Annotated in this window: 10 protein-coding genes; 9 read left to right on the top strand and 1 reads right to left on the bottom strand. The window is 33.6% G+C overall.

Translation table 11 applies throughout. The features are described 5' to 3' along the window. The first annotated feature begins 11 nt into the window (after nt 1-11). Nucleotides 12-941: a tRNA epoxyqueuosine(34) reductase QueG gene (queG, locus tag FQU21_RS12375; protein ID WP_394348404.1), complete on the top strand. Its 930-nt coding sequence runs from the start codon at nt 12-14 to the stop codon at nt 939-941. Nucleotides 942-1,091: 150 nt separating this feature from the next. Continuing rightward, nucleotides 1,092-2,000 (top strand): hypothetical protein, encoded by a 909-nt coding sequence (locus FQU21_RS12370; protein ID WP_147678310.1) that lies wholly within the window; start codon nt 1,092-1,094, stop codon nt 1,998-2,000. A gap of 103 nt (nt 2,001-2,103) precedes the next feature. Here FQU21_RS12370 and FQU21_RS12365 read toward each other — a convergent pair whose 3' ends face one another. After that, nucleotides 2,104-3,141 carry a LacI family DNA-binding transcriptional regulator gene (locus FQU21_RS12365; RefSeq protein ID WP_147678309.1) on the bottom strand — a complete coding sequence of 346 codons (1,038 nt, stop codon included), beginning with the start codon at nt 3,139-3,141 and terminating at the stop codon, nt 2,104-2,106. A 170-nt stretch (nt 3,142-3,311) separates the two neighbouring features. Between FQU21_RS12365 and FQU21_RS12360 the strand changes: the two genes are divergently transcribed. From FQU21_RS12360 to ruvA, 7 genes are all read left to right on the top strand, one after another. After that, nucleotides 3,312-5,999, top strand: a complete 2,688-nt coding sequence (locus tag FQU21_RS12360) for a TonB-dependent receptor (protein WP_147678308.1) — start codon at nt 3,312-3,314, stop codon at nt 5,997-5,999. 86 nt (nt 6,000-6,085) lie between these two features. Continuing rightward, a complete protein-coding gene (locus FQU21_RS12355; protein ID WP_147678307.1) occupies nt 6,086-6,457 on the top strand; it encodes a glutaredoxin family protein in 372 nt (123 codons plus the stop codon). A gap of 15 nt (nt 6,458-6,472) precedes the next feature. Continuing rightward, a complete protein-coding gene (locus FQU21_RS12350) occupies nt 6,473-7,819 on the top strand; it encodes an MFS transporter (RefSeq protein WP_394348403.1) in 1,347 nt (448 codons plus the stop codon). Nucleotides 7,820-7,938: 119 nt separating this feature from the next. Further along, the gene (locus FQU21_RS12345; RefSeq protein WP_147678305.1) at nt 7,939-8,877 is read left to right on the top strand and encodes a carbohydrate kinase family protein; all 939 of its coding nucleotides are present in this window, start codon (nt 7,939-7,941) and stop codon (nt 8,875-8,877) included. Nucleotides 8,878-8,889: 12 nt separating this feature from the next. Beyond that, nucleotides 8,890-10,623 carry an alpha-amylase family protein gene (locus FQU21_RS12340; protein ID WP_147678304.1) on the top strand — a complete coding sequence of 578 codons (1,734 nt, stop codon included), beginning with the start codon at nt 8,890-8,892 and terminating at the stop codon, nt 10,621-10,623. Between the two features lie 190 nt (nt 10,624-10,813). Then, nucleotides 10,814-13,084: an NADP-dependent malic enzyme gene (locus tag FQU21_RS12335; protein ID WP_147678357.1), complete on the top strand. Its 2,271-nt coding sequence runs from the start codon at nt 10,814-10,816 to the stop codon at nt 13,082-13,084. Nucleotides 13,085-13,146: 62 nt separating this feature from the next. Further along, the gene (gene ruvA / locus FQU21_RS12330) at nt 13,147-13,728 is read left to right on the top strand and encodes a Holliday junction branch migration protein RuvA (RefSeq protein ID WP_147678303.1); all 582 of its coding nucleotides are present in this window, start codon (nt 13,147-13,149) and stop codon (nt 13,726-13,728) included. Nucleotides 13,729-13,732: the final 4 nt, after the last annotated feature.

Raw genomic sequence — 13,732 nt, 5'->3', positions numbered from 1 at the left:
TAATTTTATTTGTGATAGGCAGTAAAAGTAAATATACCGCATTAATTAAAACCGAAGCCAAACGCCTCGGTTTTTTGTCTTGTGGAATTAGTAAAGCCGAGTTTTTAGAAGAAGAAGCTCCTCGGTTAGAAAGTTATTTAGAAAAAGGTATGCATGGTGAAATGCGTTACATGGAAAATCATTTTGATAAGCGATTGAATCCTACCTTACTCGTTGAGAACTCCAAAAGTGTGGTTTCTTTATTGTTAAATTATTATCCAGCGCAACTTCAAGAATGTCAGGATGCGCCTAAATTAAGTAAATACGCCTATGGACAAGATTATCATTTTGTAATTAAAGATAAATTAAAGCAACTTTTGCATTTTATTCAAAAGGAAATAGGAGCCGTAAATGGTAGAGCGTTTGTAGACTCGGCACCTGTATTAGATAAAGCATGGGCAGCTAAATCTGGGCTAGGATGGATTGGTAAACACAGTAATTTAATAACACAACAAGTAGGATCATTTTATTTTATAGCCGAACTTATTATCGATTTAGAGTTAGAATACGACACTATTACAACCGATCATTGCGGTTCCTGTACAGCCTGTATAGATGCTTGCCCCACTCAAGCCATTACAGAGCCTTATGTTGTGGATGGTAGTAAATGTATTTCATACTTAACCATTGAGTTAAAAGAAAATCTTCCAAATGATTTTAAAGGAAAAATGGATAATTGGATGTTTGGTTGCGATATATGTCAAGATGTGTGCCCATGGAACCGGTTTTCTAAACCGCATAATGAACCGCTATTTAATCCACACCCCGAATTACTCTCTATGTCAAAAAAAGATTGGGAAGAAATTACTGAAGATACCTTTAAAAAAGTGTTTCAAAAATCTGCGGTTAAACGAACAAAGTATGCAGGATTAACTCGAAACATTAAGTTTTTAGAGACATAACACCATACGGTGTTAGTAATAAAACATTCTATTAATTTCATTCTAAAAATAATATTAACGAAACTTATAAATGATAGCTAAAAAAAAGTTGATTTTTTTGTAATACTAAATCGATTAATTCGACTTTAACCTATCAATAAAATTATTTAGATGAAAAACCTACTTAAATCATTCAGTTTATTTTTAGTATTAATTTTTATTGCTTGTAAAGAAACAAGTAAAAAAGAACAAGTAACTCATTCCCAAGTAAAAACTGCGGAAAAAGTATATCATATTCCAGATTCTTGGATACAAAAAAGAGTTAATGCAGCAAAACATAGATTAAATGCAACTAAAGCTGGACAAGTTTTATGGAACGCTATGGAGGCTCATGGAGGATTAGAAACATGGTATGCAAATGGTTATTTTTCCATGCGTTTTAATTATCAGCCACTAAATGGTAAAGGAATTAGAGATTCATACCAAACTATTGATACTTGGAGTAATAAAGCAAGGCATAACAGTGTAGAAGATCCAACATCTGTTTTTGGTTGGGATGGCAAGGAGGCTTGGGTAAAAGCAAAAGATAGTACTTCTTTTAAATATGATACTCAGTTTTGGGCATTAACGCCGTTATATTTTTCTGGACAACCTTTTGTTTTAGATGGAGAAGGTGTTAATCTTGAGTTATTACCTGAGGTTGTATTCAAAGGTGATTTACATAAAGTGATAAAAGCAACTTATGATGCTGGTGTAGGATCGGCACCAGACGATTATTATATTTTGTACGTAAATGCAAAAACTAATTTGGTAGATGCTTTTAAATATATTGTGTCTTATCCGCAATATTTTCCTAACGGCGGGCATGCTCCTGAGAAAACTACAGTAACACAAGGGATAATTAATGTAGGTGGACTTAATCTAGCAACGGGTTTTAAAACATATTGGTCGTCCAAGGAAAACCCAGACGGTTTAGGAGAATATATTACTAAAATAGATGTTAGCGATATTAGTTTTTCGCCAACTGTAGAAGATAATTTCTTTTCTAAACCAGAAGGGGCAGAAGTATTGAATAAATAATTAATCAACAAATAATATTAAAAAGCCTTAGTTGTCACAAGTTGATAATTAAGGCTTTTTATTTTATTATCTATTAAAAATAATTAAGAAACTAAAAAAAACATTATTCCATCTCTGATTTTGTAGATTCTCTCTTTATTAACGCTGTTTCAAGAGTAATAATTTTTGACGGTAGGGGCTTTTTGTTTTTTATCGCCTTCATTTCTTTGTAAAGCTGTTTAAAAGCTGTTTTGCCCATTTTATAACCCGGCTGATCTATAGTGGTTAGTGTTGGTGAAATTACCGAGGACATAAACCAGTTACTAAAACCTACTATATTAATGTCTTCTGGAACTTTTACACCATGTTTTTTAAATTCCGTCATGGCACCTATAGCGACTAAATCTGTGTTGATAAAAATACCATCAACGTCGTTATGATCTTTTAATAGTTTTCTAGCATTTTCCTTCCCTTCTTCAAAACTATTATCGCCAAGTTCGCATATGTAAACCAAAGACGGATCGTATGGAAAATTATTATCGAGTAGCGCTTTTTTATACCCAAGAAATCTATCTATAGAGTTTTGTGGTAAAAGTGCACCTCTAAAATGAGCAATACGCTTACAACCAATATCTATTAAATGTTGTGTGGCGTTATATGCCGCTTTTCGATCGTCAATGATAATTTTAGAACATTTTATTATTTTGGCAATCTTATCAAACATAACTAGTGGTTTACCTTGTTGAATAATGCCATTTAAATGACTAAAATCTGCCGTACCATTAGCTAAAGATATCAATATACCATCTACACGTTGACTTAGTAGCAGGTCAACTTGTTTTTTTTCTAGTTCATAAGATTCGTTAGATTGAAGTATAATAACCAAATAGCCTTTCTTTTCAGCTTGTGAAATGATGCCCTTAATAATATTCGAAAAAAAATGATGAACAATTACAGGGACTACTAATCCTATTGTTTTAGATTCCTTCATTCTTAAATTTACAGCAAAGGTATTGGGCTTGTAGTTTAGAGTTTTAGCAAGCTCCTTAACTAAGCCTTTTGTCTTTTTACTAACATCTGGATAATCTTTTAAGGCTTTTGAAACTGTTGTAATAGAGATGTTTAATTGCTCAGCAATGTCTTTTAATGTAACTGGTTTCATAAAAAAGAATGAATTTATGCTTAAAGATACCAATAAAAACTAAAATCTAAAACGTTTTCGGTATATTCGAAAACGTTTTCGATGTTTATTTCGTAATGTTTTACTTGTTACGTTATTAGATTCGCATTATTGAAACCTAATAATTATTAAATAACTAAATTTAAAGACAAATGAAAACAACTACAACTACAACTAAATGGAGTTTTTTGCTCCTAATGTTATTTTCAGTATCCGCAATGTTTGCGCAATCTTCTATTTCCGGATTGGTAAAAGATGAAGGAGGCGTTCCAATTGGCGGGGTAAACGTTATTTTAGAAGGTACCACTAAGGGTGCCGTAACAGATTTTGATGGAAATTATTCTATTTCTAGTGTTGAAAGTGGTGAGTATACTTTAAAAGCTACTTTTATTGGTTACAAAACATTTAGTAAAAGTATTACTGCTAGTGGTGTAGACATTGTATTAGATTTTACAATGGCCGAAGATGCTGCATCTTTAGATGAAATTGTAGTAACTGGGGTTGTTAACCCAAAATCTAAACTAGAATCGAGTGTATCGGTTTCCTCAATGAGTGTTAAACTTATAGAGCAAGCTTCTCCTAGAAGTGCAGGAGAGCTTTTTAGAAATGTTCCAGGTATTCGTGCAGAGTCTTCAGGTGGTGAGGGTAATGCCAACTTTAATGTGCGTGGTGTACCAATTTCTTCTGGTGGTTCTCGTTATTTTCAAATTCAAGAAGATGGTTTGCCTCTAAATTTATTTGGTGATACATCTTTTGGAAATGCTGATAATTTTTTAAGAATTGATTCTAATATTGGAAGAGTTGAGGCTATTAGAGGTGGATCTGCATCTACACAAACATCAAACGGACCAGCAGGTATTATTAACATGATTAGTAAAACAGGTGCTACAGAAGGTGGTTCTATTGCAACAACTTTTGGGTTAGATTATCAAACAAGTCGTTTAGATTTTGAATATGGAACACCACTTGGTAACGGATTATCTTACCATATTGGTGGGTTTATGAGAGCAGGTGAGGGACCAAGAGAAATAGGATACCAAGGAAATAAAGGTGGCCAAATTAAAGCGAACTTAACTAAAAAGTTTGATAATGGTTATGTGCGTACGTACTTTAAGTTTTTAAATGATAAAGCCGTAATGTACTTACCAATGCCAATGCAATTAGAAGGTAGTAACGATAACCCAACATATTCTAATTTACCAGGTTTCGATGCCACTTCAGATGCGTTGCACTCTGCTTACTTACAGCAAAGTGCAGGAACATCTCCTTTTACAGGTGAAAGACATGTTAACGATGTAAGAAATGGAAACAATCCAATTTCAAAAGCCTTAGGTGCAGAGTTTTCTTTCGATTTAGGAAACAATTGGAAAATTGCAGGTAAAGCAAGATATTCTAATAACAGCGGAGAATGGGTTGCACCCTTTACAGCAGCTGTTGGTACTGTTTCAGAAATTCAAAATACTTTAACTGCTGATAACGATGTTAAAACGGCTGGTGTGCAATCTCATTTAGGTGAATATGCTACAGCTGCAGATGTGCCGTCAAACTTAGTGTATACTGATGGTAATAGAGAGGCTTTTAATCCATCAAATGGTTTAGCACAAATTATTCACATGTTCGATGTTTCTATCGATGATTTAAGTAACTTTTTTAGTGATGTAAAAATTTCTAAGAAATTAGGGGATAATGTTGGTGTAACCGCAGGTTTATTTACAGCTACACAAAACACTAAAATTGGATGGCAATGGAATTCTTTCTTATCTGAAGTTAATGGAGGCGGACAAGCAAGATTAGGAGATGTAGATGGTTTTTCTAGAGGCGGACAGTTTTCTTACGGAACTCCTGTTTGGGGTAACTGCTGTCAACGTAAATACAACACAGTTCACAATGTAAACGCACCATATTTAGGTTTAGATGCAGATATTACAGAAGAATTAAACTTTGATGGTAGTGTACGTTTTGAAAATGTTAATGTTAACGGAAGTATTCAAGGTGGTCCAACAAGTCAAGGTAATTATGATTATAATGGAAACGGAATTATTGAAGGTATTGAGCAAAGTGTGCCATTAATTATTGGTAATGCTGGACAAATTGTAAACGACGATTATAACTTTATTTCCTACTCAATGGGGCTTAATTATAAATTAGATGAAGGTGCTGCAGTATTTGCAAGATATAGTTCTGGTGCATCGGGAAGAGCTGCTGATAGAAATACTTATGGTTTAAACGGAAAAGCTGATGTTCAGTATGATGAAGTATCTCAATTAGAAGTTGGTTACAAGAAAAGACTTAAAAATGGTGTGCTTAATTTAACAGGTTTTAGTAGTAAAACAGATGAAGGGTTAAGTAATGAATTGAATAGATCTGTAGGAAACCCATTTAAAGCCATTGGTTTAGAAGCAGAAACTGCTTTGTCTTTTGGAGAAAATATGTCTTTTAATGGTTCTTTTACTTGGACGAAAGCTGAAATTGATGGCGGGGCTAACAAAGGAAATACACCTAGAAGGCAGGCCGATTTAGTGTATAACTTATCACCATCTTATCTTTTTGGTGAAGCAAACCAACACAGTGTAGCCCTTAGTGTTTTAGGAACTACAAAATCTTATGCGCAAGACGATAATAGCTTAGTAATGCCAGCATATGCATACTTCAATTTAGTTGGTCGTGCAGGTTTAACTAAAGGTCTTTCAGTAGTTTTAAGTGTAAACAACCTTTTTGATACTATTGGTATTACAGAAGTAGAAGGTAATGGAGACGGTGCTTTTGGTTCTAACCGTTTAGTAAGAGCAAGATCTATTAGTGGTCGTTCTTCAACAGTATCATTACAGTATAAATTTTAAATGAATTAGTTTAGTTAGTTTTTTAGTAATAAAGGGCTGAGTGGTTTGCTAAGTCTCAGCTCTTTTTTAACTTAAATATTAAAATTATGAGAATCATTGTTTTATTTATCTTTTTTATTGTGGGTTCGTTGCAAATTAGTTTTGCTCAGGCCGTAAGTTCTACTTCACCTCATTTAGCCTTAAATACAGAAATTGAAAAAAAAGTAATTGTTGTTTATGGTAGTGATACATGCCACTACTGCATAGAAACAAAGCAATATTTAAAAGAAAATAAAATTGATTTTATGTATTATGATGTTGATATCGATCTAGATAAGCAAAACGAGATGATTATAAAGTTACAGAATGCAGGTATAGACCTTTCTAGTTTAAGTCTACCTGTAATTGATAAAAAAGGAATTATGTATCAAAATAATCCCACTCAATTTAAAGCATTTTTAAAAGTAATAACCAACTAACTCAATAAGCCCATTATGCTAAAAAAACCAAACTTAAGTTTCTGGCAAATTTTTAATATGAATGTAGGGTTCTTAGGAATTCAATTCAGTTTTGGTTTGCAACAAACAGCCGTAAATCCAATTTTTTCATTTTTGGGAGCACATCATGAAGATTTACCATTGTTAAATCTTGCAGGCCCTGTAACAGGCTTAATTATTCAGCCTATAATTGGGGCTATTTCAGATAAAACATGGTCCCCACGTTGGGGTAGGCGTAAACCGTTCTTTTTAATAGGAGCCCTAATTGGTAGTTTATGTTTATTTGCGTTTCCTTTTAGTCCAGCGCTTTGGTTTGCCGTAGGTTTATTGTGGATATTAGATGTAGGGAATAATATGGCTATGGAACCTTATCGTGCTTTTGTAGGCGATAAACTACCTAACAAACAATTAAGTTTTGGTTATCAAATGCAAAGTTTATTTGTAGGTGCTGGTATTGTATTGGCCAATGCTTCTATTTTTCTTTTTCAAGATTGGTTTGGTGGCGAAGAATCTGTTACCGAAACGGTAAAAGTTATACCGCAATGGTTATACTATTCATTTTTTATTGGTGCTATTTTATCCATATCTACCATTTTATGGTCAGTTTTAAAAACACCAGAAATTCCTCCTTCCGATAAGGAATTAATAGCTATTAAAAAACACAATGCGCTTTCGCTTTCAAATAGAATAAAAAATCCATTTATAGAGATTGTTAAGGCCATAAAAGATATGCCCAAATTTATGTGGAAACTATCTGCTGTTTATTTATTTCAGTGGTATGCTCTATTTGTGTATTGGCAATTTATTTCTCCAATGTTCGAGGAAAGTATGGGTTTCGATAAGTCTCAAGCTCTAAGTCAAGCTGCAAAAATGAACACCACATACAATCTTTCTACAATTGTTTTTGCTTTGGCATTAGTGCCGCTAGCATTAAAATTTGGAGGTAAAAAAGTATATGTACTTAGTTTGTTTTTAACCGGAGCCGCAATGCTTTCTATTCCATATATACAAGATCCCATTTTGGTTATTTTACCAATGATTTTGTTTGGTATTGGATGGGCAGCCATGATGGGTATACCTTATTCTATGGTGTCTAAAATTGTGCCACAAGAGCGTCGTGGGGTTTACATGGGGATTTTGAACATGATGATTGTTATCCCAATGGGAATTCAAACCGTAACCTTTGGTCCAATAGTAAAAAACTTGCTAAACAATAGTGCTATTAGTGCCATAGTTTTTGGGGGTGTTTTTTTTGTAATAGCTGGTATTCTAGCATTGCGCCTTAAGGAGCCTAAAACTGGTAATGATGGTAATATGGTTTTTTCTAAAGAAGCAGGACATTAGTATATAAGTAAATAAAAAAATATGAAGCATTGAAATAACCCCAGAAACAATGGATAAACATTTTGATGTTTTAGGGTAAATTCAATCTGCCTAATAAATGAAAAATAGAGTTTTAATAGATGAAAAGTAAAACAAAAAATATAGATATTTTATGCGTTGGTGAGGTTCTAGTGGATTTCATTGGCCATCAATCTGGTGTTCAAATAAACAATACTAGAGATTATCATAGGTATTTAGGCGGTTCGCCTACAAACGTAGCCATGAATTCTGCAAGACTTGGATTAAAATCCGTTATGGTTGCAACCGTAGGAAAAGATGGATTTGGGGAATATATTTTAGAGAGACTTAAAGAAGTAGGCGTGATTACAGACCATATTAAAGAGTTAAATGATAAAGCATCTAGCGTAATTTTTGTGTCGAGAACAGATAGTACTCCAGATTTTATTCCTTTTCGTGAAGCCGATTTTTGTATTTCCGAAGACCAAATTAGCGAAACCTTGCTTTTAAAAACAAAAATATACCATACTACCTGTTTTGCGTTAAGTAAAAAGCCTGCACAAACTACTATTTTAGCAAAGGCAGAGGCAGCTTATAATGCAGGATGCCAATTAAGTATTGATGTTAATTACGCTAAAAAACTTTGGGACAGTCAAGCAGAAGCACTTGCTGTAATACAAGCGTATTGCAAATTTAATCCGCTCGTTAAGATTAGTGAAGATGATATGTTAAGGCTTTTTGAAAAAGAATTAGCCCATCAAGAAATTTTTGAGTTTTTCCATTCACAGGGCGTAGATACGGTATGTTTAACATTGGGAAGTAAAGGTGTTAAGTTGTCTCAAAAAGGTAAAGATATTATTGAGTTACCAGCAATTAAAATAGATGTAGTTCAAGATGCTACAGGTGCTGGCGATGCTTTTTGGTCTGGATTTTTATTTGCTTACGTAAAAGAAAAACCTATTGAGAAATGTTTGGAAGTTGCTTTACAATTAGCGGCTTTAAAACTTCAAAATGTGGGAAGATTGCCAGACAATATTAATATACTATCAGAACTTCTGTAAATTTTTAAAATCATGTCTAAAGAAAACATAATAAGTCATGGAGTGATGCTTAATGCATACCCAGACAGTATAGGGAATAATTTAGCAGATACCATTGCTATGCTAAAAAGACCAGAGTTTAATAATGTTTTTTCATTATTCTATGTGTTGCCAACTTTTTTTAATAGTGATTTAGATCGCGGTTTTTCGGTAATAGATTATAACCTTAATCTAGATTTAGTGTCTAAAGAAGATTTAAAAGCTTTAGAGGCACTAAATATTCAACTAAAATTTGATATTGTTTTAAATCATTTATCGGTAGCATCTCCACAGTTTAAAGATTTATTAAAATACGGGAATAAATCAAAATACAAAGACTTTTTTATTAACTGGAATACCTTTTGGGAAGGTAAAGGCACCCTAGGTGAAGATGGAATTATTATCCCGAACAAAGAATTTCTTGATAAATTATTTATGAGAAAATCGGGGCTTCCCGTATTAAAAGTACTTTTTCCAGATGGTAGTGAACAGCCGTATTGGAATACCTTTTATCAACAAATTACGTATCATAAAATAAATACATCTCATTTAGATCAATTAAAGGGGTTAACTTTGGAAGACGCAAATGCGGTTTGTAACATAGTAAACCAAGCTATTGAAAATAATGAAGATCTTTCAGCTTTAAATTTTGAAAACGTTCAGCATCTAAAAGCCGAAATATTACAAATTGTAAATAAAAACCGGTCGTACTTAGGCCAAATGGATGTTAATGCAAATTCTGAGTTAGTTTGGGAGTTTTACGAAGAGACATTGCAGAAAGTTAGTGATTTTGGTTGCAAAATTCTAAGGTTAGATGCCTTTGCTTATTTACATAAAGAAATTGGACAATCTAACTTTTTTAATAAACCAGGGACTTGGGAGCATTTGGAACGGATAAAACAAATTGCTACAAAAAATAATTTAACATTGTTGCCAGAAATTCATGCCGAATATGGTTTGCATTTACATGATGAAGTTGCGGAGCAAGGTTATCAAATATACGATTTTTTCCTACCTGGATTAACCATACATACACTAGAAAATGAGAATAGTAAAGCCTTATTAACTTGGGCTAAAGAAATTATTACCAAAGGTTACAAAACGGTTAATATGCTTGGCTGTCATGATGGTATTCCCGTTTTAGATTTAAAAGGTAAAACCGTGGATGGTGTGTATAATAAAGGTTTACTAGAAGATGGTGAGATTGAAGCTATAATGAATAAAATATTAGATCGTGGTGGGCGCGTTAAAAATTTGTACGATCCAGCGGGTAATAAAATCTCTTACTATCAGGTAAATGCTACCTTTTTTAGTGCTCTAGGCGAAGATGAACAAAAACTATTACTTGCTCGTGCTATCCAAATGTTTATGCCTGGTATTCCGCAAGTGTGGTATTTAGATATTTTTGCGGGTAAGAATGATTACCAATCTGCCGATAAAGGAGGCAGTGCGGGCCATAAGGAAATTAATAGAACAACATTAACCCAACAAGATATAGACACGGGACTTAAAAAGAATATTGTTCTTCATCAATTAGAATTAATTAGATTAAGAAATACATCTAAAGCTTTTTTAGGAACAGTAAAAATTAATGATTCCGAAGCGCATCAGATAGATATTTCTTGGACTCATGAAAATGATTTTGCATATTTTAAAGCGAATCTTCAAACTAAATTATTCTCAATTAAATTTTCAGAAAATGAAATTACGAAAACATGGGGCTTTTAAGATGAACTTTATATAAACTTTAAATTTCAAAATAAAAATCAATTTTTAAAAAGAATAGCGGTTTCCTTAGTAGGATTATTATATTTGTGAGTTAGAAACAAATCGTTTTAATAGATTTGATGGTCTCGTTTTAATTGAGATTATTTTAGTAGTTAAAATGTAATCAATCATAAATATCATATCCATGAAAATGAGTGAAGAAAGTAAACGGAGAGAAGCTCTTATTTATCACGCAAAACCAACTCCGGGTAAAATAGCTGTTGTTCCAACAAAAAAATATGCAACACAGCGCGATTTATCCTTAGCCTATTCTCCAGGTGTTGCTGTGCCATGTTTAGAAATTGAAAAAGATGCAGAAGCCGTCTATAAATATACAGCAAAAGGGAATCTAGTTGCTGTAATATCCAATGGAACCGCTGTATTAGGATTAGGGAATATTGGACCAGAAGCCTCCAAGCCTGTAATGGAAGGTAAAGGCTTATTGTTTAAAATTTTTGCCGATATTGATGTTTTTGATATTGAAGTAGATACCGAAAATGTAGACGCTTTTATTGAAACCGTAAAAAATATAGCACCAACTTTTGGAGGCATTAACCTAGAAGATATAAAGGCTCCCGAAGCTTTTGAAATAGAACGTCGTTTAAAGGAAGAATTAAATATTCCTGTTATGCACGATGACCAGCACGGAACAGCAATTATTTCCTCGGCAGCATTAATAAACGCAATAGAATTAGCAGGGAAGAAATTTGAAGAGGTAAAAATTGTAATTAGTGGTGCTGGAGCGGCAGCCATTTCCTGTTCACGTTTATACCAAGCTTGTGGTGCTAAACGAGAAAATATGGTAATGTTGGATAGTAAAGGCGTTATTCGTAAAGATCGAGAAGTTCTTTCTAATGAAAAAGCAGAATTTGCTACCGATAGAAAAATAGACACTTTAGAGGAAGCTATGGTAGATGCCGATGTATTTATTGGTTTATCTATGGCCGATATTGTATCGCCAGAAATGCTTTTAACAATGGCAGAAAACCCTATTGTTTTTGCTTTGGCTAATCCAAACCCCGAAATTAAATATCAATTAGCAGTAGATACAAGGAAAGATATTATCATGGCAACGGGACGTAGCGATCATCCTAACCAAGTTAATAATGTATTAGGTTTTCCTTTTATTTTTAGAGGCGCACTAGATGTTCGCGCAACTAAAATTAATGAAGCCATGAAAATGGCAGCAGTAAAAGCCTTGGCTAAATTGGCAAAAGAGCCTGTTCCAGAGCAAGTAAATATTGCCTATGGTGAAACCCGCTTAACTTTTGGTAAAGATTATATTATTCCAAAACCGTTCGATCCACGTTTAATTAGTGAAGTACCACCAGCAGTTGCAAAAGCAGCTATGGAAAGTGGTGTGGCTAAGCATCATATCACCGATTGGGAAAACTATAAGGATAGTTTATTACAACGCATGGGATCGGATAATAAACTAGTGCGTTTGCTTTTAAATAGAGCAAAATTAGCGCCAAAGCGTATTGTTTTTGCAGAAGCAGATCAATTAGATGTTTTAAAAGCGGCGCAAATTGTACATGATGAAGGGATTGCTATCCCTATTTTATTAGGAAGAAAAGAAACCATTGCTTCCTTAATGAAGGAAATTGAATTTAATTCCGATATTTTAATTATCGATCCAAAAGAAGAAGAAGAAAACGATAGAAAAAATAAATACGCCAAAGTATATTGGGAGCAACGTAAACGCCGAGGTGTAACGCTTTATTCGGCACAACGCCTAATGCGTGAGCGTAATTATTTTGCTGCCATGATGGTGAACGAAGGTGATGCCGATGGGTTAATCTCTGGATACTCTAGAAATTATCCAACCGTTATAAAACCAATGTTGGAGTTGATAGGAATGGATAAAGGTATCACCAGAGCAGCAACAACAAACTTAATGATGACAAAGCGTGGACCGTTATTTTTAAGTGATACATCAATCAATATAGATCCTACAGCTAAAGATTTGGCTAAAATAACACAAATGACAGGAAAAGTGGTTCAAATGTTTGGTTTAGAGCCGGTAATGGCTATGGTGTCATATTCAAACTTTGGCTCATCAACCAACGAGCGTTCTTCAAAAGTAAGAGAAGCGGTAGCGTTTTTACATAAACATTACCCAGATATGATTGTGGATGGCGAGTTGCAAACAGATTTCGCTTTAAATGATGATATGCTTCGTGAAAAATTTCCCTTTTCTAAATTGGTAGGTAAAAAAGTGAATACGTTAATTTTTCCAAATTTAGATTCAGCAAATATTACATATAAGTTATTAAAGGAATTAAACGAAGCCGAATCTATTGGGCCAATTATGATGGGGATGCGTAAGCCTGTGCATATCCTTCAACTTGGAGCCAAAGTAGACGAAATTGTTAATATGGCAGCAATTGCTGTTATAGATGCACAGCATAAAGAGAAGTAGGAAATAGAATATATCTGCTTAAAATAATTTTATTACATTTGAAAGAGCACTAATAACTTGTTATGATAACACACATTCAAGGGAAACTAGTAGAAAAAAATCCAACACATGTGGTTATAGACTGCAATGGTGTTGGATATATGCTAAATATTTCTCTCCATACTTTTTCTCAAATTCCAGATGCAGAAAGCCTAAAATTATATACTCATCTTCAAATAAAAGAAGATGCGCATACTTTATACGGGTTTTCTTCGGTTGCAGAACGTGAGATTTTTAGGTTATTACTTTCTGTAAGTGGTATTGGTGCTAATATAGCCCGTACCATGCTATCTTCCTTAACTCCTAAACAAATACGAGAAGGTATCGCTACAGGTGATGTGGCGTTAATACAATCTGTAAAAGGCATTGGAGTTAAAACTGCACAACGTGTTATTCTGGATTTGAAAGATAAAATTTTAAAAATTTATGATATTGACGAAGTTTCTGTTTCTAAAGACAATACGAATAAAAATGAAGCGTTATCTGCCTTAGAAGTATTAGGTTTTGTTAAAAAACAAGCCGAACGCGTTGTGGATAAAATTGTAGTAGCAGAGCCCGATGCCACGGTGGAATCTATTATAAAACAAGCCTTAAAAAAATTATAGTAAA

Origin of the sequence: Algibacter pacificus, assembly GCF_008033385.1 — a bacterium.
GTDB lineage: Bacteria > Bacteroidota > Bacteroidia > Flavobacteriales > Flavobacteriaceae > Algibacter > Algibacter pacificus.
Note: the sequence above shows the minus strand (reverse complement) of the source record. Positions and strands in the feature narration are given on the sequence as shown.